We start from the raw sequence: 25,442 nt of genomic DNA, 5'->3' as shown, positions 1-25,442 counted from the left end.
TTTATCTATTTGTCTTACGCATTTTCGAACGCAAAATCGATTCTCATTTTTGCTGGAAATGCTCTAACAGGCGGTGGACGTGGCAAAAATCATTCTCAAGAGCAAAGATGGTCGCGGTTACTTGGCTGATCCCGTTTGGGGTGGCAGAATTGCCCTCATGCTCAAGATTTTGGTGGTGCTTGCGGTTCTGCCGCTTTTTCTGATCCTGGTCTATTCGGTTCCCTTTGTTCGCCCGATTTCGACATTGATGGTGAAGGACTATGTTCTTCTGCGCGATGTAGATCGGCAGTGGGTCAGCATTGAGGATGTTGCACCTGTTCTTGTGAATTCGGTGATGATGGCTGAGGATGGACAGTTCTGCAGCCATGGCGGCGTGGACTGGCACCAGCTCAGCCTCGTGCTTGATGATGCGGGTGAGGGCGGTCCAAGCCGCGGCGCATCGACCATCACCATGCAGACTGTGAAGAACCTGTTCCTGTGGAACGGCCGGTCTTATGTCCGCAAGGGGCTTGAATTTCCTTTGGCGCTGGTCGCCGATGCCGTGCTGTCAAAACAGCGGATTATGGAGATCTATCTCAATATTGCTGAATGGGGACCGGGCATCTATGGAATCGAGGCGGCCGCCCAACATTACTTCAATCGGCCTGCATCACGTCTGACTGCCCAGCAAGCTGCTTTGCTTGCCGTAACGCTTCCCAATCCCGCTTTGCGCAATCCGGCAAAGCCAACGCGCAACATGCAGCGTATCTCGCGCATCGTTGCCGGGCGCGCTTCCAGGGCCGGGCCCTATGTGACATGCGTTCGATAAACGGCTGGACAGGAAAAAAGATAAGACTCTGACTGGTCAAATGCAGTGAGAGCGTGTATAGGCACGTGACTTTCCGGAATTATGTCCGATGTGACAGGCTCCTCGGGGCCGTGCCGGACGTTTGTTTATCGATCAGTGGAGCTGGATCCATGGCAGTACCAAAACGCAAAACGTCTCCGTCGAAGCGCGGCATGCGCCGTTCGGCAGACGCTCTCAAGGCCCCGACTTACGTCGAGGACAAGAACTCGGGCGAACTTCGTCGTCCGCATCATATCGATCTTAAGAGCGGTATGTATCGCGGCCGTCAGGTCCTCGAAGCTAAGGAATAGTCTTAGGCTGCATCGCAGCTGAAAGATGAATTTCAAAAACGCCGTTTCCGGTCTCCGGAAGCGGCGTTTTCTTTGTTCTAATGCAATAGCAACTATGCATTCTATGTTTATTCAAGTTTTTATCAAAAGGTAAAAAATCACAATTTTGCCTTATAAATTAAGAACCATCACCCTTGTTAGTTATTCAACTTTCTATGGGTTATAAAAATGGATGATGTTATCAAAATTATTATCGGTAACGGCGGTTTATCTGTAAATTCCGGTGTTTCATTTTTTAATGTTGTAAATTGTACATTATATAATGAAGGGTATATTCAAGTTATATCGGATACACCTTCTTTTGTTGGCAGCGTGGAACATGCCTTGCCGGGTGCAATAGCGCATTTTGCGAATAAAAATCTGAAATGATAATTCGGGTATCTTCAATACAATTCTATGAAACGCCGCGTATATTGATGGCATACGCGGCGTTTTGATCTTATCCGATGTCGGCTGTAAAGCCCGTGCCTTCGATGCCGGCTACGGCTGCTGCTTCATCATTGTCAGATGTATCACCGGAGATGCCGACAGCGCCGATAATTTCGTTTGTGCTGTCTTTAATCAGCACGCCGCCGGACACGGGCACGATTCTCCCGCCTGAGACGCCTGACAGCCCCTCAAGAAAATGCGGACGGTCTTTGGCCTGATTGTGGAGCCAGCGTGAGCCAGTGCCGACGGCCAGTGCGCCGAAAGCTTTTCCGGATGCGATTTCAAAGCGGAGAATCGAAGTTCCGTCCTGTCGCTGAAAGGCTTTCAGATGGCCGCCTGCGTCGAAAACAGAAACGACGATCGGCTTCAACTGCAACTCGGCTGCCTTGGCAAAGGCGCCGGTAATGATCGCATTGGCATTATCTAATGTCAGGCTTGGCATAGAAATCTCCTTTGATTGCATGAAGCTAATCTAACGACTGTTGAAGGACACGTATGGTGAAAACTATATGTGTGGAGAAGAAACTGATTATCGTTTTGAGCGAAGGTGCCGAACGCGCGGACACGCCAGAGCTTGCCAAGGTGTCTGTTTTGGTCTTTCTCTGTCGGTGCTTTTTCAAGGAGGAAAGAATGACTGCATCGCAAAGCCAGAAAGCCATCATTATTGCCAGCGCGGCCCGTACAGCTGTGGGCGCTTTCAATGGCGCTTTCGCAAATGTGGCTGCGCATGAACTGGGCGCTACTGCAATCAAGGCAGCTCTTGAGCGCGCAGGCGTGGATGCTACTGATGTGGATGAAGTCATTCTCGGTCAGGTGCTGACGGCAGGCGAGGGGCAGAACCCGGCACGGCAGGCTGCGATGGCCGCAGGATGCCCCAAGGAAACGACTGCATTCTCGATCAACCAGCTTTGTGGGTCAGGTCTGCGTGCTGTCGCACTCGGTATGCAGCAGATTCTATCGGGCGATGCGAAGATCATTGTGGCAGGCGGTCAGGAATCGATGTCCATGGCTCCCCATTGCGCGCATTTGCGTTCCGGCGTGAAGATGGGCGACTTCAAGATGATCGATACGATGATCAAGGATGGCCTGACGGATGCCTTCAATGGCTACCATATGGGGATCACCGCAGAAAACATCGCCAAGCAGTGGCAGCTCAGCCGCGATGATCAGGATCAATTCGCATTGGCATCGCAAAACAAGGCCGAAGCTGCACAGACCGCAGGTCGTTTCGAGGATGAGATTGTTCCGTTTGCTGTAAAGAGCCGCAAAGGCGAGACGATTGTATCTGCTGATGAATATATCCGCGTTGGTGCAACAATCGAGGCGCTGACAAAGCTCAAACCTGCCTTTGACAAGGAAGGCACGGTTACGGCTGGCAATGCATCCGGCATTAATGACGGTGCGGCGGCTGTTGTCCTGATGGATGCGGATGAAGCCGCAAAACGCGGTGTCGAGCCGCTCGCGCGCATTGTTTCGTGGGCAACGGCGGGTGTCGATCCATCGATCATGGGGACTGGACCAATTCCTGCTACCCGCAAAGCGCTTGAAAAAGCTGGGTGGACGGTTGCTGATCTGGAACTGGTTGAAGCGAATGAAGCCTTTGCAGCTCAATCCTGTGCTGTCGTTCGCGATCTTGGTATTAATCCAGAGATCGTGAACGTCAATGGTGGTGCAATTGCGATTGGCCATCCGATCGGTGCGTCCGGTGCGCGTGTGCTGACCACCCTGCTATATGAAATGAAGCGTCGTGGCGCAAAACGCGGACTTGCAACGCTTTGCATCGGTGGCGGCATGGGTGTCGCTATGTGCGTTGAGCGGTCGTAATACCAAAACGCCATGAGACCAGAACGCCATGGGTATGGCTCATGGCGTTCTGGTTAAGCCCACGTGACGATTGAACTTTTTCAAGGCGTGACGCGTCAGCATCTTGAGCTGCCTTGGTATAAGAGGTTTAAAAGTTAACAGCGAGCGTCAGCATCACTGTCACGGAGCGGCGAATTCTTGCCGCTCTAGGGTATTTGGATAGGATCAGCCACTATATCTGGTGAGAACAAAGCCGGAAAATATGCGGATCAGCGATTCGTCGCCGATTCGTTCCGGCTTTGGCCTGAAGGTTAATAAAAATCGGTTCTCATGTGATGAAAGCTTTAACTAACTGTCAGGAAATATTGATATTTTATAAATAGACCATCTGTTGCCTCAGCTCGCAGAATGGCTTCCGAGATAAAAGTTAACGCGGCCACACGTTTGTTCTGGTTTCGGGCTGAATATTAACTGAGGTGATTCATTATATGGTGGGAATTGGGCATTCAGCCACTATATGTTGCCGTGAACAAAAGGCGAAGGAAGTTCTGTGAGCGATTCGTCGCCGATTCGTTCCAGAGTCGTTCTATTTATTAAAAGGCACGTTTGTTAAGATGCTGGCTGATGGAAGACCAACCTTCAATCCTGTGTTTTAAAACGGATGGTCATTTGAAAGCCGTTTTGTTCTTTTCAGGGTGCACGCGAGATAAGTTCCGGATAGAACAGTAAAGACTGGATCGTGCCGGAAACGTCCCGAAACATGGATTGAAACTTAACAGGAGCGCTTTCGGCTCAAGTCATATAGTGCTAACGCATGGCTTTACGTATGGCATTTGTTCCGGGAATTCTATTATTGGCATGAACCAACTCCCTGCCCATGATCTGCCGCTGACCTTGAGCGGCCGCGGTGTTACTGCGGTTCTGGGGCCAACCAATACCGGCAAGACGCATCTCGCTATCGAGCGGATGCTGTCGCACGGCAGTGGCATGATAGGTCTTCCGCTGCGCCTTTTGGCGCGCGAGGTCTATAATCGTGTGGTTGAGCGGGTAGGGGCTGCCAATGTTTCGCTGATTACTGGCGAAGAAAAGATCACGCCGCCGACCTCGCGTTATTCCGTCTGCACAGTCGAGGCCATGCCACGCCGCACGGATATGCCTTTCGTGGCTATCGACGAAGTGCAGCTGGCAGGCGATCTTGAACGCGGCCATATTTTCACCGATCGCATTCTGCATCTGCGCGGCCGTCAGGAAACGCTGCTTTTGGGTGCAGGCACCATGCGCGGCATTCTTGAAAAGCTGTTGCGCGGGATTACGGTGGTGACGCGTCCTCGCCTGTCGCATCTCACTTATGCGGGTTCAAAGAAGATCATCCGCCTGCCAAATCGCTCGGCGATTGTGGCCTTCTCTGCGGAAGAAGTTTACGCCATTGCCGAGCTGATCCGTCGTCAACGCGGCGGTGCAGCGGTGGTTATGGGTGCTCTTAGCCCACGCACGCGCAATGCACAGGTTGAGCTTTACCAGTCTGGCGATGTCGATTTTCTGGTTGCGACCGACGCGATTGGCATGGGGCTCAATCTCGATGTTGATCACGTCGCCTTTGCACAGAATCGCAAATTTGATGGCTATCAGTATCGTGACCTCACACCGGCTGAGCTTGGACAGATTGCGGGCCGTGCCGGGCGTCATCTGCGCGATGGTACATTTGGTGTGACTGGACAGGTGCGCCCGCTGGACGATGAAATGGTCGAGCGAGTCGAAGCCCATGACTTTGACCCTGTGAAAGTTATGCAATGGCGTACAGGGCGGTTCGATTTTTCATCGTTGAGTGCGTTGCGTTATTCTCTTGAAACGCCGACGCCGATCGAAGGACTGACCAAGGCGCTGCCTGCTGTTGATCAACAGGCGCTTGAAAATTTGTCAAAAGACGAAGACATTGTGCGGCTTGCAAATTCGCCTGCGCGGATCGAACTTTTGTGGGATACCTGTGCGCTCCCCGACTATCGTAAGATTGCGCCGGCACAACATGCCGATATCATAGCAACCATCTATCAGGATCTGGTCCGCCGAGGGAGCGTTGATGAAGATTATATGAGCGAACAGGTGCGCCGCGCCGACAGTACAGAGGGGGAAATCGACACTCTGTCTCACCGCGTGGCGCAAATCCGTACCTGGACTTTTGTGTCGCACAGGCCGGGATGGCTTGCCGATCCGACACACTGGCAGGAAAAGACGCGCGAAATTGAGGACAGATTGTCCGATGCGCTGCATGAAAGGTTGACGAAACGCTTTGTAGACCGCAGGACAAGCGTGCTTATGAGGCGCCTGAGAGAGAATGCCATGCTAGAAGCAGATATCAGCTCGACCGGAGACGTAATTGTCGAAGGCCATAATGTCGGGCAACTGGAAGGATTCCGTTTTACAGCCGACGTTCAGTCCGATGGACCGGATGCGAAGGCAGTAAAGACGGCTGCACAAAAGGCGCTGGCCGCCGAGTTTGATCGTCGTGCGGAGCGTTTCGCTGCTGCTCCAAACGGCGACTTCGCACTCGGTTCGGATGGCGTTCTGCGCTGGGTTGGGGCAACTGTCGCAACGCTGGTTGCAGGCGACGATGTTCTGAAGCCACGCGCGGTCATTTTAGCTGATGAGCAGCTGACCGGTCCGGCACGCGACAAGGTTGCAGCCCGCATCGAACGTTTTGTGGCGCATCATATCGAAACCATTTTGAAGCCTCTGACCGATCTCAGCGCCGCCGATGCGCTGACCGGCATGACGCGCGGTCTGGCTTTCCAGATCGTCGAGAGCCTTGGCATTCTTCAGCGTCGCGATGTGACCGAAGAAGTCCGTGGCCTTGATCAGGATTCCCGTGCCGCTCTTCGCCGTCTTGGCGTGCGCTTCGGTGCCTATCATGTTTTCATGCCAATGCTGCTGAAGCCTGCACCTGCTGGTCTCATCACGCTGCTCTGGGCATTGAAGAACGATGGTCGCGAACGTGCCGGTTATGGTGACGTGGTCAATGTTCTGGCCGCTGGCCGTACATCGGTTGTCGTCGATCCGGCTTTCGATCACCAGTTCTACCGCCTTGCAGGCTATCGCGTGCTGGGTCGTCGTGCTGTTCGTATCGATATTCTGGAACGTCTTGCTGATCTGATCCGTCCGGCTCTTGCCTGGCGTCCGGGTTCGGGCACTCGTCCGGAAGGCGCTTATGATGGTGGGCGCTTCATCGTCACGCCGGCGATGATGTCCATTCTCGGTGCAACCACCGAAGATATGGAAGAAATCCTGAAGAGCCTTGGCTATCGCCATGAAGCTGCAGAAGCCGCCGCTGTCACAGCAAAGCTCGCTGAACTCGATGCATTTGCGGCTGCCGCCGCGCAAGCGGAGGCTGTTGTTGAAGATACCGTCTTCAAACCAGCTGTTCCTGCTGCCGCACCTGCGAGCGAAGCAAAGCCTGCTGTTCCTGCGGCTGAACCTGTACCTGCACCGGTTGAAGCTGCTGCTGCAGCGGAAGTGTCGGGTGAAGAAAAGCCTGCCGTTCAGCTTACTGAAGCGCCTGTTGAAGAACCAAAGCCTGTTCTTCTGTGGCGTCAGGGCCGTTTTGAAGGCCGTAATAACCGTAATCAGGACCAGAACCGTCAGCGCCATAACCGCCCACAGGGTGGCCAGGGCAATGAGGCTCGCAAGTCTGAAGGCGGTTCGGAAGGCGGCGAAGGCCAGAACGCGCGTGACAATCGTGGTGGCAAGCGTTTCGACAAGAATCGCCGCAACCATGATGGCGAAGGCCAGAACAAGCGCGAAGGCTTCAAAGGCAAGCCACGCGATGGTAATCGCGATCGTCAGCCTAAGCGTGACCATGGCAATAATCATCAGGGCAACAAGCGCGTCGAGCAGGAACGTCCGGTACGGATTGATCCCGATTCGCCTTTTGCCAAGCTTCTGGCGCTCAAGGAGCAGTTGAAGAAGTAAGATGACCGGCGAACACGGCGCAAGACAGCGGATCGACAAGTGGCTGTTCTTTGCGCGCGTGGTCAAATCAAGATCGCTGGCGGCGAAACTCGCCGTCGGCGGCAAAGTCCGCGTCAATCGCGATAAGATTGAGCAGGCAGCCTATCAGGTTAAAGTCGGCGATGTTCTGACGATCACGCTTGATCGGCGCATTCTGGTTTACAAGATACTTGCCCCTGGCGAGCGACGCGGTCCAGCGCCCGAAGCGCAGCTTCTTTATGAAGATATGACGCCCAAACCTGTACCGGGAGATCAGGTCGCTGAGCCAATACAGCCACGACGCGAAAGCGGTGCAGGCCGTCCAACCAAGAAAGAACGTCGCGAAACTGATCGTTTGCGCGGCAATTAGAGTGAATCCCAATAAGTGGGCATCGGTTTTCGGGCGTAGATGCGCGTAAAATTGGCCGGATAGAGCATTTCAATTGAAGCAGGAAACGCTCTATGGCGGACGCGATGACGCAGGATAGCGCCTCTGTGCGATAGAAATTGCGTATCAAAGCCTTACAATAAAAGTCTTTTCCGCGTTTAGGTTCATAAACGAAATGTCGTTTCAGATGTTCGTGACATAGTGATATTGCGGCGATTGGGCTCTTGTCATGGGCAGATAAAGTCGTTACCTCACCGTTGGCGATTGCAAGGGCATGAGCTGGCAAGCAAGCCACACGCCGTAGCCACCATATGCGTGACACATATGTCGTGACCGGAGCGAAATCATTCAGATGTCCGATCTGAGTGTTCGAACAGCCAGTTCAGGATAGATAAGCCGTTCCTTCAAATAGAAGGTTGGCAACAGGAGTTGGACAATGACTTATGTCGTGACCGATAATTGCATTCGTTGCAAATATACGGACTGCGTCGAGGTTTGTCCTGTCGACTGTTTCTATGAAGGCGAGAACATGCTCGTCATCAATCCCGATGAATGCATCGACTGCGGCGTTTGTGAACCGGAATGCCCAGCGGAAGCCATCAGCCCGGATACCGAGCCGGGTCTCGACAAGTGGCTTGAGCTGAATGCTGAATATGCTGCCAAGTGGCCTAATCTGACGGCTAAGAAGGATGAACTTCCTGAAGCCAAGGAAATGGACGGCGTAACTGGCAAGCTTGAGCAGTTCTTCTCGGCAGAACCGGGTTCGGGCGACTAAAAATCGCATTGCGGGCGCGTTTTGTCTGCACGAATGCGCGAATACAGCCTATTTTAAGGGCGTCTAAAGTTGCCGAAAGTAAGATATTTGGCAATTTGTTGATTCTTGCGCAAAATTGTGTTAAGTTGCACAGATAATTTCGGTGACTGGACGTCAACTCGTGGCGCAAACGCATTAATCTCTGAAAGGGCTAGCTTTTTTTACTGGGCTGTATGGCACCGGAACGGATTTTTGCGATTTCGCGTCCGTCCCTAACCAACCTTCCCGGTAGATAAATCTGTGTCCGAGACGCGCTTCCAGTTCAAACCGCAACGACTTCCGTGCCTCTCCCAAGTGGCGCGGTCGATATCATGTGTAAACCGGCGAGTTGCGCCGGGCACAACAGGGAGTATTAGAGCGTATGACATCCCAGCAGAAGAAGACACCGGCTCGTCAGGGTTTCAAGACCGGTGAGTCCATTGTGTATCCAGCTCACGGCGTTGGCCAGATCGTAGCCATCGAAGAGCAGGAAGTAGCCGGCCATAAGCTTGAGCTTTTTGTTATCGACTTTGAAAAAGACAAGATGCGCCTCAAGGTGCCAGTCGCCAAGGCTGTCAGCATCGGTATGCGCAAGCTGTCGGAAACCGACTATGTTGAGCGTGCTCTCAAGGTCGTTCAGGGCCGTGCACGCGTGAAGCGCACCATGTGGTCGCGCCGCGCTCAGGAATATGATGCAAAGATCAATTCCGGCGATCTGATTATGATTTCTGAAGTTGTCCGCGATCTGCATCGTGCTGAAAATCAGCCAGAGCAGTCCTACTCGGAACGCCAGCTGTATGAAGCAGCGCTGGATCGCATGGCGCGCGAAATCGCAGCTGTGAACAAGCTTTCAGATACTGAAGCTGTCCGTCTTATCGAGACCAATCTCGCCAAGAGCCCTAAGCGTACCAAGGCTGATGCCGACGCTGAAGGCGATGTCGACGGTGATGAAGTCGAAGCAGCGTAATCAATTACGCCCGCATTTCTTTAAAAAAGCCCGCCATTGGCGGGCTTTTTATTTATGGGGCGAAGAGTAGCCGCTCTTGCCCAACGGGCTAGGTGTCCTATTTTCTTGGTATCTCAAAGATTTATCGCACTCCGGATGGAACCGGAGGGTACTTTCTGCGTTCTTCTCAAACCAGTTCGTAGCGGGTTTGTTTTGCGGCGTACCAGTCTGGCCTCAGGACAGGTCTGTGAAAGGCAGTTTGAACGAATACAAGATGTTCATTCAATTGTTCTTTGCAGAGCTGGAATAGTTTCAGTTTCGGGCCTCAGATTTCCCTGAGAGCACCGCAGCCAGAACAGGAGAGCCAGATGAAGCAGTCATCAATGAGCAGTTCCTCCACCGTTCCGCCGACACGCTTGCCGATATCTGCGCGCAGCATTCAAGCGCCAGCTGCATCCTCCCAATCGATGATCCGCAATGCGATGTCTGCGCCCTACCTTGAACGCGAAGAAGAACGCGACCTCGCCATTCGCTGGAAAGAAAACAAGGATCAGGATGCGTTGCATCGGATTACCGCCTCGCACATGCGACTGGTAATTTCGATGGCCGGTCGTTTCAGAAAATTCAAGCTTCCGATGAGCGATCTCGTTCAGGAAGGCTATGTTGGTCTTCTGGAAGCAGCTGCCCGTTTCGATCCTGATCGCGAAGTGCGGTTTTCCACCTATGCATCCTGGTGGATCCGCGCATCGATGCAGGACTATATCCTGCGCAACTGGTCGATTGTGCGGGGTGGTACCAGCTCGGCGCAAAAGTCTCTTTTCTTCAATCTTCGTCGTCTGCGCTCCAAGCTTGCGCAGGAAGACGAGACGATGAGCAAAGCCGATATCTATCGCGAAATTTCGACCCAGCTCGGGGTTTCGGCAACAGATGTCGAGTTCATGGATAGCAGGCTGTCTGGTTCCGATAGTTCATTGTCGGCATCAATGAATAATGATGAATCAGGCACTTCCACACGGATGGATTTTCTCGTCGATGATCATCCTTTGCAGGACGAAGTCGTGGAAAGCACGATCGATATGGAGCGTCGCGTCAGCTGGCTTCATACGGCGCTTCATGCGCTGAACGAACGTGAGCTGCACATCATTCGCGAGCGTCGGCTCGACGATGATGGCGTGACACTGGAAGCGCTGGGCGAAAAGCTCGGTATTTCCAAGGAACGTGTTCGCCAGATTGAAAGCCGGGCAATGGAAAAGCTTAAACTGGCCCTGCTCGACCAGCATGAGATGGCGGCTTATCAGGCCTGATTTCCCTGAAGTCGGGCTGACCAGTCTTCGACTTTGCGATTTTCAAGACGGCGGACAGCATAGCGCTTCCAGCCGTCCGCAAGGTGTGGAATCTGGGCCATCAGCGCCAGCTCCTCATAATTGAGCATGTCCACATAGAGCAGATGCCATACGCGATGCAGCGTCCATTCCGGTGACAGGCGCTCGACGAGGCGCATCGTGTCGCCTTCGCTGACTATACCCTCTTCAACAACCCGGTAGTACCAGCCACTGCGGCCGCTCTTCTGTACGCGGATTGCCATATCCGTAATGTCGAAGCGGGCATTGAGCTTCCAGCAAGGCTGGCGGCCCTGCGAGACTTCAACGAGCGCACTGCCAAGGCGGAAACGATCGCCAACCGCCACATTATGCTCGGTCAGTCCGGTGGTGGAAATGTTTTCGCCAAAGGCACCGGGCATTTCGAGACGCGGATTTTTACCAACATCGTCAACCCAGGTTGCATAATGATCGTGCGGGTAATGATGGACGGCCTTTTCGGGGCCGCCATGCACTTTCCTGTCGCCCTGTGCGTCGCATTCGAGCCCCTCACGCAGCAAACGAACGGGGCCAGATACCGGCTTCTTATCGATGCCGCTCGGTGCGCCACGCGGTCCCAGTGGAGCGATCTGGCCTGCAAGCAATGACTCGACGATGACTTCCATGGGCTTAAAACGTCTCGTGATTTAAACTATTCATGCGACATGCGTTATTCACTGATGATCTTGACGCGATCACCTACGGAAACTGTCGCGCCCGCCGACATGGCATTGAGCAGGCGGAAGAGTTCAAGTTTACGCGTTGTGCCCTGCATACGTGCGGACAGGCTGCCCATTGTATCGCCGGGCTTCACTGTCACGACACGGATACGCAATGGCTTGAGCGCTTCCTGTTCGGTCGGCGTCAGCAGACGGAAGGACTGTGTTACAGTCTGCGATGCAGGCTGCAGAGCAGTGCTGCCTTTCGGTGCAGCCGTCAGGAAGCGATAGACCTTATTGTTGGTGCCGATCACCACAATGTCGAACTGCCAGCGATCAGCGCTTGCGCTCGCAGTTGCGGCAGGCATGCCGTTGATCGTGATCGGACGGATCGAGCTTTCATCAAGCCCTGTCACCCAGCCCGACTTGATATAATCGGTGAGGTTTGAGCCGGAAGGCAGCGATGCACCGTCAAAGCGGATTGCCACTTCGCCCGGACCGCTCGCCATGACGGCATTGGCAGAATTGTCGATGGTGAAGCCTGCAGGAGCCGTAAAGGTTACGCCGAGCTTTGGATGGATGAAGGTCTGCTCACGCACATAACCTTCATTTGGCGAGTCGCCGTAAAGCAGCCCGTCGATACCATTGAGGAAGGAATCGCGATCCGTGGTGCCGACTCCCGGCGCACCGATGCGGCGCGCGTGGCCGAGCGCAAGCTGAATGCGTTGTGGCGTTGCCGGGTGGCTTGCAAGGAAGTCGAGGCTTGCATCGGTTGCACCCGATACGGAGCGGAAATCGGTATAGGCTTCCATCGACTGCAGGAAGCGGGCGGAGGCAAAAGGATCGTAGCCTGCTTCGCCAATCATCTTGATGCCGATAGCATCGGCCTGCAGTTCCTGATTGCGCGAGAACTGTGCAAGACGAAGCTTGCCGCGGATGGTTGCTTCGCGGCTTGCGCTCTCATTATGCAGCACTTCGGTTGCGACACGACCCGCAATAGCCGTTTCGGCTTCCTTCTCCTGACGAAGAATGCCGTGATTGGCAACGACGTGACCCATTTCATGCGCGATGACGGCTGCGACTTCGGACGAGTCGTTAGCCAGCGCCAGCAGGCCGCGCGTTACGTAGAGAAAACCGCCCGGCAAAGCGAAGGCATTGATGTTGGGGCTGTCGAGGATTGTGATGCGATAGGTCTGATCCGGCTTGTCGGAAACCGTTGTTAGGTTGCCGACGATCTTGGCGACCATGCGCTCAAGCTTCGGATCTTTATATTCGCCGCCATAGGTGGCGAGGATGCGCGGATGCTGTTGCGCGCCGATCTGTGCCAGCCGGTCGTTACGAGTGACGTTTTCAACGGTGACAGGATTTGAAGAAGGCTGCAGCCCAAGATCTTTGCTTGAATTGATCGACTGACAGCCTGAAATCAGGCTGACAGCAAGCAAGCCAAAACCAATGGCTGGTTTCCGCCAATTGCGCTGTGCCCGTTCTGGCAGAGAAAGGGGGAGACACAGGGAGGCCCGGAGACGGGTCGTGTGACGGAACAGTATTTTACCCTCGCAATTGAATCAGCACCGATAGCATTGGCGCAAATCTAGCCATAGACTGAAGTACCTACAAGAAGTAGATCAGTCCTCAAAGCCGTTCTTCAAGGCGAATGCGAACAAAATATGTCCACAGCGTTAACTCTATTTGAGCTTTGAGGTTTCACCACCGATATAGTGTTTCAAAGCTTCCGGTCCAGATGGCGACAGCAACTCATGGGCAGGGCCTTGTGCGGAAATTCGGCCATTGTCGAGAAATAGCAACAGTGCGTCGAGATAGAGCGCGTCTTCCGGCGTATGCGTGACCATCAGAACGGTCATGCCGTTTTCCTTGTGCAGCTCCCTCACAAGATCGAGCATCTGGTGCCGCAGAGCAGGGCCAAGCGATGCGAAGGCTTCGTCCAGCAATAAAACGGGTCTTGCCCGTACCAGCGCGCGTGCAATTGCGACGCGCTGGCGTTCGCCGCCCGAAAGCGCTTCGGGTTTGCGGTTCTCTTTGCCTTTCAGCCCCACACGCTCCAGCGCTGTCGCGATCGAGGCGCGGTCCTGCTGGTTGAGCTTCAGGTTCGGAGAGCGGCCAAGCCCGACATTCTGTTCAACGCTCAGATGAGCAAACAGATTGTTTTCCTGAAACACCATCGATACGGGCCGAGATGCTGGCGGCAGGCTTGTTACATCTTCATTGCCGATTTTGATTTGCCCTGACTGCGGGGTTTCAAAACCGGCGATCAGGTTCAGCAGAGTGGATTTGCCAGAGCCGCTTGGTCCGACAATGGCTGCAATCGCACCGCCCGGAATGGTCGCTCTGAATTCCATCACTGTTTCGCCATAGCTGAAACGCACATCATGGAGCTTGATTTCGCTGAGGCTACTCTTGCTGAGCGCATTCATGGGAGCGGTATTTCCTTTCGGGACGCGGCTGCGCGGTCGGCAATCATCATCAGACAAAGACATAAGATTCCGAGGATCAGGGCAAGGCCCGCTGCATCGAATGTGCGATAGCTGCCCATACGCTGCAACAGCAGATAGGGTAGGGTTTGCAGCGCGTCGCTGCCAAAAAGCGCAATGGTTCCGAGATCACCAAGCGAAAGCGCCATCGCAAATGCGAATGCCATGCCAAAAGGCCTGCGAATGGCTGGCCAGTCGATAAGCCGCAACCGGTTGAAGCCGGATATGCCGAGCTGCGAGCAAAGTCGATTATGACGAACAGCTGATGTATCCCATGCCGGACGCAGCAGGCGCACGGCAAAAGGCATTGCCATTGCCGCATTGACTGTCACGACCATGAAAGGGGCCATCGTGAATGGGTCGGTGAAGTGACGCAGCAAAATAAACCAGCCGGCACCAATGACGATAGGCGGCATCACAAGGATGAGGCTTGCACCCGTATCGAAGAAATTAGCCAAGCGCCTGCTTTTGGTTGCTTCGCGCGCTATCACAAGGGAAAGCGATAGGATGACGGCAAGAAGCGCTGCGCCAAATCCCAGAACAACGCTGGTGCCAATAGCAGTTAATACGGCTCTTTCGCTCATCAGGCGCATGAGATCAGCAGCAAGACCTGACACCACAATGCCCGCAACGGGCAAGGCCACATAGAGAAAGCCGATGCCAATCGCCACAATGTTGAAGAGGCGTTCAAGGCCGTCTGGCCTGCCATAGCGGCGTGGGGCAGTGGTGAGAGTGAAACCCTCCTCCGAAGGTCGACCCGTAAGGCGTAAGGCTGCGAGAATCAGCACGGTGAGTGTCAGCTGCGCCAGCGTGATTGCCACGGCGCGTGCTGGATCAAAGTCGAAGTGCAGGCTTTGATAGATTGCAACTTCCAGTGTCGTGGCGCGTGGTCCGCCGCCGAGTGTGAGAACCGTTGTGAAGCTCGTTACACAGAGCATGAAGATAAGGCCGATCATGCCGGGCAGATTGCGCCTTATGGTCGGCCATTCAATCAGGCGAAAGCGAGCTGTGCCCTTCATGCCGAGTTGTGCTGCGAGTTTCCAGTAGTCAGCGGGAATCGATTCATAGGCTGCCAGAATGAGCCGCACCGCCAATGGCATATTGAAAAACACATGCGCGATCAGAATGCCGGTCAAGCCGTAAATATCGGGTTGCACTGGATATCCCAGCGTCTGCGATAGCTGCGCGACAAAGCCGTTGCGCCCGTAAATGCTGGTAATGCCGAGCACAGTGACAAGGGCGGGCAGGGCGAGCGGCAGCGCGAAAAGGCGCAGGATCAATCCGCGCCCCGGAAAGCGGGCTTCCGAATAAAGAGCGCGCGCGACAGGAATGGCAAACAGCACCGAAAGCAGGCTCGACAGAACCGCCTGCCAAATCGTGAAACGTGCAATACGCTGAAGATAGGGATCAAGAAATATGCTGAAGCTGAAGCCGCTGGCCTCAAGCCCCAGGGCAATAAGCGAGCCGCCGACCAGACTTGCCAGAAAGCCAAGCGCCAGTACGCCCGCAAGTGATTTGATTGCGGGCGTTGTCTGGACTGGCCGGGTTCTGGTCAGCGTTTCACTCATTTGCTGGAAGCTGCCAGCCATTCATCGACCCAGGACTTGCGGTTCTTTGCAACCTCGTCTGCCGGGATCAGAAGTGTCTTTTCCGGCTTCGGCAGTTTGTCGAAGGCGGCAGCAAGTGGTGCGGATGTTTTGCCTGCCGGGAACATCCAGTTGGTTTCAGGGATTACATCCTGAAAGCCTGGGCCGGTCATGAAAGCGAGGAACTTCTGCGCCAGAGGGTTCTTGGCACCCGTTGTCGTCTGGGCGGCAAGCTCGATCTGAAGGTAATTGCCTTCAGGATAAGCCAGCGCCTTATAGCGTTCCGTATTCTCGGCAATCATATGATAGGCAGGGGAGGTGGTGTAGGACAGCACCATTGGCGCTTCACCCTTGGTGAACAGGCCATAGGCTTCCGACCAGCCCGGAGTAACCGTGAGAATGCGCTTCTGCAACTTTTCCCATGCTTCACCTGCCTGATCGCCATAGACCGATTTGATCCAGAGCAAAATGCCGAGGCCCGGTGTCGATGTACGCGGATCCTGAATGACTATCTTTTGCGAAGGATCGCCTTCGACCAGCTCTTTCAGGCTTTTGGGCGGATTTGGCAGCTTCTCGGAATCATAGACGATGGCGAAATAGCCGTAATCATAAGGTACGAAAATATCGTCCTTGAAGTCGCCCGGCACTTTGACATTGGAAAGATCAATGCCGCTTGGCGCAAAGTAGCCCGTGGCGCGTGCTTCCGTGGTCAGGTTCGTGTCGAGGCCAAGGACGATGTCCGCTTTGGTATTGCCGCCTTCAAGCTTCAGGCGATTGAGCAGTGCTACGCCATCAGCCGATGCAACCCATTCCAGCTCGCAATCGCATTCTTTCTCGAAGTTTTCCTTGACCTTTGGACCTGGGCCCCACTCGGAAACGAAGCTGTCATAGGTGTAGATGGTCAGCTTGTCTTTGGCCTGTGCAACAGGCGCAAAGGCAAAAGCTGCGGTCAGCGACAGGGTAAGCAGAGATAAAAGCCGCATAACGGCATTCCTTTCTTTTATTCGAAAAGATTGAGCGCCGCTTAGGAAATCGGTCAGCATCTAATCCCTCCGCCGGTACAAACCGGATCAGGTTCAGCGGGTTAGCCGGAGTGCGGCTTCTCAGCCATTCAGAGATTGAATGGCACCCCGTTAGAGCAGGGCTGACAATAGATGTTTGCATCAGGAAGGGCAAGGGATCGCAATGCGGGCTTTCAGCTATAATTTCTGCATGTTATGAGCGGTTTATGAGCACATTTGTCATTCTACTCGGCGGCGATCTCGTCGTCACGGATCGCCTGAAAAGCCAGATTGCAGGAGCGCGTGTTCTTGCGGCAGACAGTGGCATACGTCATGCGGCCGCGCTGGACGTGGAGCCGGAACTGTGGCTGGGGGATTTCGATTCCGCTTCCGATGCTTTGCAAAAGCAGTATGCCCATGTGCCGCAGAAGAGTTTTCCGCGCGCCAAAGACATGACCGATGGTGAGCTTGCGCTGTCGGAAGCCTATGAGCGTGGCGCCGAAAAGGTCATTTTGTGCGGTGCTTTTGGCGGCGCCCGCACCGATCATACGCTGTTGCACCTCACCATGGCGACAGCTCAGGCAGCGGACGGTCGCAACATTCTTCTCTCAAGTGGAGAGGAAGAAGCATGGCCGCTGGTGCCGGGTGATTATCTCTATGATTTTGCAGATGGCACATCGTTCAGCGTCATAAATTTCTGCACAGTTGAAGGTTTGTCGATCAAAAATGCCGAGTGGCCGTTAGATAATGTGACACTGCCTTTCGGCTCTTCCTGGACCGTATCCAACATTGTGCGTGGAACTCTTTGTGTTTCCGTGCGTTCTGGTCTTGCGATACTCGTAGCTAACTTTGGTGAAGAGACCCCGCTTTAGGATGGCTGCTAACCTTATCAATTGAAACTGCTTGACGCTGACGGTCGAAACGTATTGTAAATGTTCCCAAGCGGGTAAGATCTGCTTTACGCCGAAATTGGGGACGCAAAGTCGGTGTTGGTGTAACTTTAAGTAGGAGATTGTTTCATGAAATCACGTCTTTCCATGATTGCAATCGTCGGCGCGCTTGCGTTCTCAACAGCAGCATGCACGACGGCTGAACAGCGTACTGCCGGCTATGGCGTTGGTGGTGCAGCTCTTGGTGCGCTCGCTGGCGGTGCAATTGGCGGCAGCGGTCGCGGTGCTCTGGCTGGTGCAGCTATCGGTGGCGTCGCTGGTACGCTTCTCGGTGCAGCACAGACCCGTAATGGCGTTCAGTACTGCCGTTACCGCGACAATTACGGTCGCACATACGAAGCACCTTGTAACTAAGGTGCCCAAGCCGCTGAGCTGTTTTGAATTCAACAAACAGGCCGGGGAAACCCGGCCTGTTTCTTTTTTGGCCATACCCATTTGACAGAATGCGTTTTGTCCTCGACAAGCAGGGCAGAAATTTCAACGGCATTTTTCAAAGAGAACCATGGCACCTCCGCTTCTTCGCCTCGATCAGATCACGCTAACCTTTGGCGGCACGCCGCTGCTTGAGGACGCAGCCCTCTCGGTTAGCGAGGGCGACCGCATCGCGCTGGTCGGACGCAATGGTTCCGGCAAATCCACTCTGCTTAAAATTGCCGCCGGTATGGTCGAAGCGACCTCTGGCGAAATCTACAAGCATCCGGGTGCCACTATCCGTTATCTGCCGCAGGTGCCTGATCTTGATGGCTTTGCCAATGTCCGCGCTTATGTGGAAGCCGGTCTTGGACCAACAGACGATCCGCATCGCGTGACCTATCTGCTGGAACATCTGGGGCTTACCGGCGAGGAAAAGCCCGATCATCTGTCAGGCGGTGAAGCACGTCGTGCAGCGCTTGCCCGCGTGATTGCTCCACAGCCTGATGTATTGTTGCTCGATGAGCCGACCAACCATCTCGATCTGACAACGATTGAATGGCTTGAAGGTGAGCTGCGACAGATCCGTTCAGCCATCGTTCTAATCTCGCACGACCGCCGCTTTCTGGAGAATGTCAGCCGTTCGACAGTCTGGCTTGATCGCGGCCTTACCCGCCGCATCGATCAGGGCTTTGGTCATTTCGAGGAATGGCGTGACAAGGTTCTCGAAGAAGAAGAACGCGACCATCACAAGCTTGGGCGTCAGATTGCGCGCGAGGAACATTGGTTGCGCTATGGCGTAACCGCTCGCCGCAAGCGCAATATGCGCCGTCTCGGTGAGTTGCATTCCATGCGCGCTGATTTCCGCAATCACCGCAAGGCACAGGGTACAGCTGTTCTGGCGGCCAGTGATTCCAAGGAATCCGGCAAGCTGGTGATTGAAGCGAAGAAGCTGAACAAGGCTTATGGCGAGCGCGTTCTCGTTCAGGATTTTTCGACGCGTGTTCAACGTGGCGACCGTATCGGTCTTGTTGGTCCAAACGGCGCAGGCAAGACGACGCTTTTGTCGATGCTGACCGGCAAGCTTGAGCCTGATTCCGGTACATTGCGTCTTGGCGTCAATCTGGAAATGGCCGAGCTCGATCAGAAGCGTGAAAGCCTGAACCTTGATGACACGCTCGCGCATTATCTCACAGACGGGCGTGGCGAAAGCCTCGTGGTCAATGGCGAGCAGCGCCATGTTGTTTCCTACATGAAAGACTTCCTGTTCCAGCCGGAACAAGCGCGGACACCAATCCGCGAACTTTCCGGTGGTGAGCGGGCACGTCTGATGTTGGCGCGTGTTCTGGCGCGGCCTGCCAATCTGCTGATCCTTGACGAGCCGACCAACGATCTCGACATGGAAACGCTCGATCTGTTGCAGGAACTGGTTTCCGGCTTTCCGGGAACGGTCATTCTTGTAAGCCACGACCGCGATTTCCTTGATCGTACGGTAACGTCTGTAATCGCGCCGGAAGGTGATGGTAACTGGCTCGAATATGCCGGTGGCTATGCCGATATGATGGCACAGCGTAAAGAGCAGGCGTTGGCAAAACGCAACGTCAAGACGACGACAGCTCGCACTGACGAAAAGGGTGGGGATGCACCGCAGCCCAAACGCGATGAAAAGCGCAAGCTTTCCTATAAGCAGAAATTCGCGCTCGAAACCTTACCCGGCAAAATGGATGCTTTGGCAAAGGAAATGACTGTGCTGGAAGGCAAGCTCGCCGACCCGCAGCTTTATGCTAAAGACCCGACGCTTTTTGCAAAGACTGCCGATCTTCTTGAAAAGAAGCGCTCTGAACACTCTGCCATGGAAGAAGAATGGCTGGAGCTGGAGATGTTGCGCGAAGAACTGGAAGGGTAGTTTACCCTTCCGTTTCGTTTCTGGTTAAGCGCTTGCCTTGTCGAGCAGGGCAATCGCTTCAGCATCCAGCTTGATCTGTGCGGCATCGAGCAGCTCATTGAGCTGGGTGAGACGCGTGGCGCTGGCGATTGGTGCCGTAATGGATGGTCTCGCAATTAGCCAGGCAATTGCGATTTGCGCTGGTTTAGCGTCATTGGCACGAGCAACCTGATCAAGTGCCGCAATAATCCGCGACCCGCGATCTGTCAGGTATTTCTCTACCGTTTGACCGCGCGCACTCTGGCCGAGATCGTCTTTTGAGCGGTATTTTCCCGTCAGGAAGCCGGAAGCCAGCGAATAATAATTTATAACGCCCAACTCATTGTTGCGGCAGATCGCTTCAAGTCCATCCTCAAAAGCCGATCTGTCATAGAGATTGTAAAGCGGCTGCAAGCTCTCGTAGCGCGGCAGGTCATGCTTCTTCGCAACATCAAGCGATTCTGTCAGACGTTCCGGTGTCAGATTGGATGCGCCGATTGCACGGACTTTACCGGCCTTGATCAGCTCCTGATAGGTGCCGAGAACATCTTCAAACGGCGTTTCGGGATCATCCCAGTGCGACTGGTAAAGATCGATATAGTCGGTTTGCAGCCGTTTGAGGGAGGCATCGACGGCTTTGCGGATATAGCTTGGTGAAAGGCCTTTTTCGTCGGGGCCCATTTCAGAACCGACCTTGGTGGCAATCACAACTTTGTGGCGCAGGCCGCGGGATTTCAGCCAGTTGCCAATAATAGTTTCGGATTCACCGCCGATATTGCCTGGTGCCCATGCGGAATACACGTCCGCGGTATCGATGAAATTGAGACCGGCATCGACAAAACGGTCGAGAAGCGAAAATGATGTTGCTTCATCGACCGTCCAGCCAAACACATTGCCGCCAAAACAAAGCGGCGAAACCTCGAGTTCAGTACGTCCGAGTTTTCTAAACTCCATGGACCCTATCCCCTTCCTGTGTGTACGAATTCCGGCGAATTCGCAGGGCTTCGATTTCAGGAAGAAGCAACAGGCCGGACGCACCGCGCCCTAAATGTCAGCCCATACCAAGTGCATCCATATAAAGCTGGAGCATGGCTTCTTCTTCCTGACGTTCATGGTCTTCTTTTTTACGCAGACGAATAATGGTCCTTACGACCTTGCTGTCAAACCCCGAACCCTTCAATTCCGCGTAAACTTCCTTGATATCGTCGCCGATGGTCTTTTTTTCTTCTTCAAGACGCTCGATGCGCTCGATGAAAGCACGCAACTGGCCTACGGCGATGGTCTGGGCTTCGCTGGTAATGTCGTCGCTCACGGGTTTCTCCAATTCAGCTCGATTATCAATAAAGGTCAAAGGTCACTCGTTACAGGAACAGGACCGTTGCCGAAAGTCGGACATGGTTTTCCTGCGAGTCGCAGGCAAAATTAAGAGCCGCTGGGGTACGAAAAACGCGTTTTATCGCGTTATGGCTGTGGATAGCGGGCAAAGCGTCAGTCTGTCAGATGTGGAACCGGGCCTGAACGCGAACCATAATGGCGGATTTCGTGGATTTCCGGCATGGCGTTGATGGCATTAAGCATGGGGGCAAGCCGATCAGCCCATTCACGCGCACCCGCCTTGTCAGCAATCAGATCCTGACGCACCTCAATCAGAACATGCGCATAACCACGCGCCGTTGCATGACGATACATGGCATCGTTTTTAAGTGCGCCATCATAAGGCTCATTATCACCGACAATGAGGCCCGGCTCTTCGCGTAGCATGGAAAGCAGTGGTGTAACGGCGCGCGGATCAGAATCCCAAAGCAATCCGATTTGCCACGGACGATCCTTGCCGCGCCAGTTTGGCGTGAACGAATGGATCGAGACGATGAATGGGGCTTTCCCGCTTTCGGCTGCAACCCGCGTGCTCAAGGATGCAACTGCATCATGATAGGGACGATAGAAGTGGTCGAGGCGGATTTCGCGCTGTTCGGGCGACATTGGATAGTTGCCGGAGATCACCGCACCATCAGACAATTGCATGATAAGCGTCGGATCGTCTTCGCCGCGATTGGGATCGATCAGCAGGCGTGAAAAGCCACCCATGACGGCTGGTGCATCAAGCTTCGCAGCCAGTTGGCGTGTCAGTTCCTCAACGCCGATATCATAGGCGATATGCCGCTCGAACTCGCTTTGCGCCAGGCCAAGGCTGCCATATTCAGCCGGCAAATCACGGCGGGCATGGTCGGCGGTCAACAGCAGGCCGAGGCTGAGATTGCCGTCGACCTGATAGACGGGGGAAAAGGACGGATCACATGACATGAGAGCTGCTTCTTAGGTAGGATTTCTGTCATAAATCACAAGTAGTTTCAGCTCTGTCATGAGAAAGCCGGGATTGCAACGATCATTCTCAAAAGAATGGGGAAGGAGTTTCCGGAATGCGGCAAAGGAACGAATCTAATCGTTTAAATCGCGCTGAAATCGCTATGCAGTTCGAATGGAAATGCTGTAACTGATTTGTTCTCTCCGGGATTGCGTTGACATCAAAGGCGAAACTGCCGAAAAGAGAGCGACCGAAAGAGGATTTCCTTGCGTGAGACAAAAGCGATTGCGGGCTGAAGGAGTTCGGCGAATGCGACTTCCAGTGTTTTTGGGTTTGTTTTCCAGTGTGCTGATTGGTGCTCTGGGGATGACATCCATGGAAGCGCGGGCCGATTTTCGAGTATGCAACTCAACCCAGAATCTCGTTGGCGTTGCCATTGGCTACAGAGCCAAAGCTGGTTGGGTGACGGAGGGCTGGTGGCACATTGATGGTTCCACCTGCAAAACCCTGATCGAAGGGCCTCTGACCTCGCGCTATTATTATCTTTACGCTGAGGATTCTCAGAGTGGTGGTCGCTGGGAAGGCAAAGTGAACATGTGTGTGGCGGAAAAGGAATTCCGCATCACTGGTGTTCAGGACTGTTTTGCACGCGGGTTTCAACGCAATGGCTTCCAGGAATACGATACCGGGGAACAATCGAGCTGGATGGTACAGCTCACCGATGAAACGCCGTTAGAAAACTCCACAGTTACAGGAACGAATAACCAATGAAACGCAACCGCAAGGTCAAGATTCTCGCCACACTCGGCCCGGCGTCAGGCGAGGAGTCCGTTATCCGCAAGCTTTTTGAAGCTGGCGCAGACGTCTTCCGTATCAATATGAGCCACGCGGATCATGATCTGATGCGCACGCTCGTCAAGCGTATCCGTAATGTGGAAAAGGAACTGGGTCGCCCGATCGGTATTCTGGCCGACCTTCAGGGTCCAAAGCTGCGCGTTGGCAAGTTCAAGAATACAAAGGTCACACTCGTTGCAGGCCAGACCTTCACGCTCGACAACAATGAAGAGCTTGGCGACGAAACCCGCGTCTATCTTCCGCATCCGGAAATTCTGGAAGCTGTTGAGCCGGGCCACCGTCTTCTCATCGACGATGGCAAGCTGGAACTGATTGCCGAAGCAAGCGATGGCAAGTCGATCCGCTGCAAGGTTGTTGCAGGCACCAGCATTTCGGATCGTAAGGGCGTCAGCCTGCCGGATACTACGCTGGGTGTCGGCGCACTGACAGAAAAAGACTTCAAAGATTTTCATGCTGTTTTGCAGGAAGAAATTGACTGGGTTGCCCTGTCGTTCATTCAGCGCCCTGAAGATCTGATCGAAGCACGCAAGATTTCGGGCGGCAAGGTCGGCCTGATGTCGAAGATCGAAAAGCCGCAGGCTGTGACCCGTCTTGATGAGATCATTGAGCTCTCTGACGCGATCATGGTTGCGCGTGGCGATCTCGGCGTTGAAATGCCGCTGGAAAGCGTTCCCGGCATTCAGAAGCAGATGATCCGCAAGGCACGCCGCGCTGGTAAGCCAGTTGTGGTTGCCACGCAGATGCTTGAATCGATGATCACCGCACCGGTTCCGACCCGCGCTGAAGTATCGGACGTTGCGACCGCAGTGTTTGAAGGTGCTGACGCTGTCATGCTTTCGGCAGAATCTGCTTCCGGTCAGTATCCGGTTGAAGCTGTCGCAACCATGAACCGCATCGCGGAAAAGGTCGAACGTGAGCCGACTTATCCGGGCATTCTCGATGCACAGCGCGCAATCCCAGAACCAACCGGTTCTGACGCGATTGCCCTTGCTGCTCGTCAGATCGCTGAAACGCTTAACCTGTCGGCTATCGTCACCTATACGGCTTCGGGTGCAACGGGTCTGCGCGCTGCGCGTGAACGCCCACGCACGTCAATCATCGCACTGTCGCCGATTGTTGAAACCGCACGCCGTCTTTCGGTTGTCTGGGGTCTGCATTGTGTTGTGACTGAAGATGCACACGATCTGGAAGACATGGTCGACCATGCTTGTCAGGTCGCCTTCAAGGAAGAGTTCGGCAAGGCTGGTGATCGTCTGATCGTCACCGCAGGCGTACCATTCGGAACGCCAGGTGCCACCAACCTCCTACGCATCGCCTATATCGGCGCCGACGGTCAGTCTTCCACTGACTAAACTGTCGGTATTCGGTTTTTAGAGCGCCGTGCGTCCTATTGGACGCACAAAGGACGCTCTAAATTATTCAAACAACGCATCGTGCTTTCCAAAAATCATTTCCGATTTTTGGGCCGATGCTGGAGCGGCCTGCAAATGGCGTGATTTTTCGCTTCCGGTGCGCACGTACGTTAAGTACGCTGCGCGCCGGTTCTCAAATCCCACCATTTTCGGCTCACCATAATTCCGAATTCCATCCAGTTTTGTGTGGGCTTCGTATAAAAGAAAAAACGCGCTCCTTTCGGGGCGCGTTTTTGTTTGTATCTCTGTGAGAGAATCAGGTGCGGGTGTCGCTCAGCTCTTCCGTGAGATCGAGCAAGCTCTTCTGAGCATCTCGCATCATCGGATTGATCTGCAGCGCCTGCTCATAGGCTTTCAAAGCCTGTTCCTTCAGCCCACGCGCGCGCAGGATCTCCGCCATGCCTGTCAGGGCACCGTAGTGGCGTGGCTCAAGCTCCAGCGTACGATTGATGTCGTACATGGCGTGCGCATAGTCGTTACGCAGGAAATAGACGGTGGCGCGACGGTTCCATGCTTCTGCATAGTCCGGATTGAGCGCAATGGCTTCATTCAGGAAATCGAGCGCCGATGTGTAACGCTTTTCCAGCATGGCAGCACTTGCCCACTGAATGAGAAGATCAATTGTCGCGCTGCCCGACTGCGACCAGATCTGATTAATCTGGACAGTGAGTCGACGTGCCTTGGTTTCGTCAGAGGTGCGCTTGAGATCGGCAAAAAGCTTGTCGAGGCGCTCTTCCGGTGTTTGTTCGGCTTGATTTTGTTCTTTGGGAGCGGGCTTCTGGTCGCTGTCAGTGCCAACCTGCACCGGCGTAATCGGTGCTGTCAGGGAAGGCTTTGTTTCGGCATAGGCCGAAGACGCACTGATCAGGGCCGAAAGGCCAAGCGTAATCAGAAGCGAAGAATTGTTCAGATAAGCAAAAACGTTCCGCATGCGCATAATTTTCATTATACGCAGCGGAACGTCAAATGCAAAATCAGA

Annotated in this window: 24 protein-coding genes and 1 riboswitch; of the genes, 14 read left to right on the top strand and 10 right to left on the bottom strand. The window is 54.1% G+C overall.

The annotated features are described in order from the left end of the window. Positions 1-79 precede the first annotated feature (79 nt). The 3 genes from mtgA (at position 80) to CEV34_RS26675 (ending at position 1,545) form a co-directional block, all read left to right on the top strand. A complete protein-coding gene (mtgA, locus tag CEV34_RS04750) occupies positions 80-808 on the top strand; it encodes a monofunctional biosynthetic peptidoglycan transglycosylase (protein WP_171380024.1) in 729 nt (242 codons plus the stop codon). Positions 809-957: 149 nt separating this feature from the next. After that, positions 958-1,137 (top strand): 50S ribosomal protein L32, encoded by a 180-nt coding sequence (rpmF, locus tag CEV34_RS04745; RefSeq protein ID WP_006467787.1) that lies wholly within the window; start codon positions 958-960, stop codon positions 1,135-1,137. 207 nt (positions 1,138-1,344) lie between these two features. Continuing rightward, positions 1,345-1,545 (top strand): hypothetical protein, encoded by a 201-nt coding sequence (locus CEV34_RS26675; RefSeq protein WP_007876757.1) that lies wholly within the window; start codon positions 1,345-1,347, stop codon positions 1,543-1,545. A 70-nt stretch (positions 1,546-1,615) separates the two neighbouring features. Here the strand turns inward: CEV34_RS26675 and CEV34_RS04740 are convergent, their stop codons facing one another. Then, positions 1,616-2,047, bottom strand: a complete 432-nt coding sequence (locus tag CEV34_RS04740) for a GlcG/HbpS family heme-binding protein (protein WP_007876755.1) — start codon at positions 2,045-2,047, stop codon at positions 1,616-1,618. Positions 2,048-2,235: 188 nt separating this feature from the next. Here CEV34_RS04740 and CEV34_RS04735 point away from each other — a divergent pair, with 188 nt between their 5' ends. The 6 genes from CEV34_RS04735 to CEV34_RS04710 all read left to right on the top strand — a co-directional run bounded on the left by CEV34_RS04735 (position 2,236) and on the right by CEV34_RS04710 (position 10,820). Then, positions 2,236-3,429 (top strand): acetyl-CoA C-acetyltransferase, encoded by a 1,194-nt coding sequence (locus tag CEV34_RS04735; RefSeq protein ID WP_007876753.1) that lies wholly within the window; start codon positions 2,236-2,238, stop codon positions 3,427-3,429. 837 nt (positions 3,430-4,266) lie between these two features. Further along, positions 4,267-7,371: a helicase-related protein gene (locus CEV34_RS04730; protein ID WP_007876751.1), complete on the top strand. Its 3,105-nt coding sequence runs from the start codon at positions 4,267-4,269 to the stop codon at positions 7,369-7,371. Between the two features lies 1 nt (position 7,372). Next, positions 7,373-7,759, top strand: coding sequence for an RNA-binding S4 domain-containing protein (locus CEV34_RS04725; protein WP_007876749.1), 387 nt, complete (start codon positions 7,373-7,375; stop codon positions 7,757-7,759). Positions 7,760-8,213: 454 nt separating this feature from the next. Then, positions 8,214-8,552: a ferredoxin FdxA gene (fdxA, locus tag CEV34_RS04720; protein ID WP_007876747.1), complete on the top strand. Its 339-nt coding sequence runs from the start codon at positions 8,214-8,216 to the stop codon at positions 8,550-8,552. A gap of 400 nt (positions 8,553-8,952) precedes the next feature. Beyond that, on the top strand, positions 8,953-9,537 hold the full coding sequence (locus CEV34_RS04715; RefSeq protein ID WP_007876746.1) for a CarD family transcriptional regulator: 585 nt from the start codon (positions 8,953-8,955) through the stop codon (positions 9,535-9,537). A 347-nt stretch (positions 9,538-9,884) separates the two neighbouring features. Continuing rightward, complete coding sequence (locus tag CEV34_RS04710; RefSeq protein WP_007876745.1) at positions 9,885-10,820, top strand: RNA polymerase factor sigma-32; 936 nt, start codon at positions 9,885-9,887, stop codon at positions 10,818-10,820. Here the strand turns inward: CEV34_RS04710 and CEV34_RS04705 are convergent. The 5 genes from CEV34_RS04705 to thiB all read right to left on the bottom strand — a co-directional run bounded on the left by CEV34_RS04705 (position 10,811) and on the right by thiB (position 16,591). Further along, the gene (locus CEV34_RS04705) at positions 10,811-11,500 is read right to left on the bottom strand and encodes an MOSC domain-containing protein (RefSeq protein WP_007876744.1); all 690 of its coding nucleotides are present in this window, start codon (positions 11,498-11,500) and stop codon (positions 10,811-10,813) included. The two genes, CEV34_RS04710 and CEV34_RS04705, sit on opposite strands and share 10 nt — an antisense overlap. Positions 11,501-11,544: 44 nt before the next feature. Next, a complete protein-coding gene (cdlP, locus tag CEV34_RS04700; protein WP_039860179.1) occupies positions 11,545-13,026 on the bottom strand; it encodes a cell division protease CdlP in 1,482 nt (493 codons plus the stop codon). 192 nt (positions 13,027-13,218) lie between these two features. After that, positions 13,219-13,965 carry a thiamine ABC transporter ATP-binding protein gene (gene thiQ, locus CEV34_RS04695; RefSeq protein ID WP_007876742.1) on the bottom strand — a complete coding sequence of 249 codons (747 nt, stop codon included), beginning with the start codon at positions 13,963-13,965 and terminating at the stop codon, positions 13,219-13,221. Further along, positions 13,962-15,611 (bottom strand): thiamine/thiamine pyrophosphate ABC transporter permease ThiP, encoded by a 1,650-nt coding sequence (thiP, locus tag CEV34_RS04690; RefSeq protein ID WP_085982973.1) that lies wholly within the window; start codon positions 15,609-15,611, stop codon positions 13,962-13,964. Before thiP ends, thiQ begins: the two co-directional genes overlap by 4 nt. Then, positions 15,587-16,591: a thiamine ABC transporter substrate binding subunit gene (thiB, locus tag CEV34_RS04685; RefSeq protein WP_007876740.1), complete on the bottom strand. Its 1,005-nt coding sequence runs from the start codon at positions 16,589-16,591 to the stop codon at positions 15,587-15,589. Before thiB ends, thiP begins: the two co-directional genes overlap by 25 nt. A 47-nt stretch (positions 16,592-16,638) precedes the next feature. Then, positions 16,639-16,751, bottom strand: a riboswitch (TPP riboswitch). A gap of 85 nt (positions 16,752-16,836) precedes the next feature. Between thiB and CEV34_RS04680 the strand changes: the two genes are divergently transcribed. The 3 genes from CEV34_RS04680 (at position 16,837) to CEV34_RS04670 (ending at position 19,876) form a co-directional block, all read left to right on the top strand. Next, complete coding sequence (locus tag CEV34_RS04680) at positions 16,837-17,481, top strand: thiamine diphosphokinase (RefSeq protein WP_007876738.1); 645 nt, start codon at positions 16,837-16,839, stop codon at positions 17,479-17,481. A gap of 147 nt (positions 17,482-17,628) precedes the next feature. Beyond that, positions 17,629-17,913 carry a glycine zipper domain-containing protein gene (locus CEV34_RS04675; protein ID WP_007876736.1) on the top strand — a complete coding sequence of 95 codons (285 nt, stop codon included), beginning with the start codon at positions 17,629-17,631 and terminating at the stop codon, positions 17,911-17,913. Positions 17,914-18,061: 148 nt separating this feature from the next. After that, a complete protein-coding gene (locus CEV34_RS04670) occupies positions 18,062-19,876 on the top strand; it encodes an ABC-F family ATP-binding cassette domain-containing protein (protein ID WP_094543320.1) in 1,815 nt (604 codons plus the stop codon). Between the two features lie 24 nt (positions 19,877-19,900). On the opposite strand, the gene CEV34_RS04665 is transcribed toward CEV34_RS04670, so the two are convergent. From CEV34_RS04665 to CEV34_RS04655, 3 genes are all read right to left on the bottom strand, one after another. Beyond that, positions 19,901-20,848 carry an aldo/keto reductase gene (locus CEV34_RS04665; RefSeq protein WP_007876732.1) on the bottom strand — a complete coding sequence of 316 codons (948 nt, stop codon included), beginning with the start codon at positions 20,846-20,848 and terminating at the stop codon, positions 19,901-19,903. A gap of 97 nt (positions 20,849-20,945) precedes the next feature. Next, positions 20,946-21,206 (bottom strand): DUF2312 domain-containing protein, encoded by a 261-nt coding sequence (locus tag CEV34_RS04660; RefSeq protein ID WP_007876730.1) that lies wholly within the window; start codon positions 21,204-21,206, stop codon positions 20,946-20,948. Positions 21,207-21,382: 176 nt separating this feature from the next. Continuing rightward, entirely contained in the window at positions 21,383-22,195 is an 813-nt protein-coding gene (locus CEV34_RS04655) for an N-formylglutamate amidohydrolase (protein ID WP_007876726.1), read from the bottom strand. A 310-nt stretch (positions 22,196-22,505) separates the two neighbouring features. Between CEV34_RS04655 and CEV34_RS04650 the strand changes: the two genes are divergently transcribed. Then, complete coding sequence (locus CEV34_RS04650; RefSeq protein ID WP_007876725.1) at positions 22,506-22,967, top strand: DUF1036 domain-containing protein; 462 nt, start codon at positions 22,506-22,508, stop codon at positions 22,965-22,967. Further along, complete coding sequence (gene pyk, locus CEV34_RS04645; protein WP_007876724.1) at positions 22,964-24,403, top strand: pyruvate kinase; 1,440 nt, start codon at positions 22,964-22,966, stop codon at positions 24,401-24,403. The genes CEV34_RS04650 and pyk overlap by 4 nt, the downstream gene beginning before the upstream one ends. A 316-nt stretch (positions 24,404-24,719) precedes the next feature. Here the strand turns inward: pyk and CEV34_RS04640 are convergent, their stop codons facing one another. Beyond that, the gene (locus CEV34_RS04640; protein WP_039860185.1) at positions 24,720-25,412 is read right to left on the bottom strand and encodes a tetratricopeptide repeat protein; all 693 of its coding nucleotides are present in this window, start codon (positions 25,410-25,412) and stop codon (positions 24,720-24,722) included. Positions 25,413-25,442 lie beyond the last annotated feature (30 nt).

The sequence above is a fragment of the Brucella pseudogrignonensis genome (genome assembly GCF_002252525.1).
In the GTDB taxonomy this organism is placed as follows: Bacteria; Pseudomonadota; Alphaproteobacteria; order Rhizobiales; family Rhizobiaceae; genus Brucella; species Brucella pseudogrignonensis.
The sequence above is the reverse complement of the archived record's forward strand: the minus strand, read 5'-3'. Positions and strand labels throughout refer to the sequence as shown.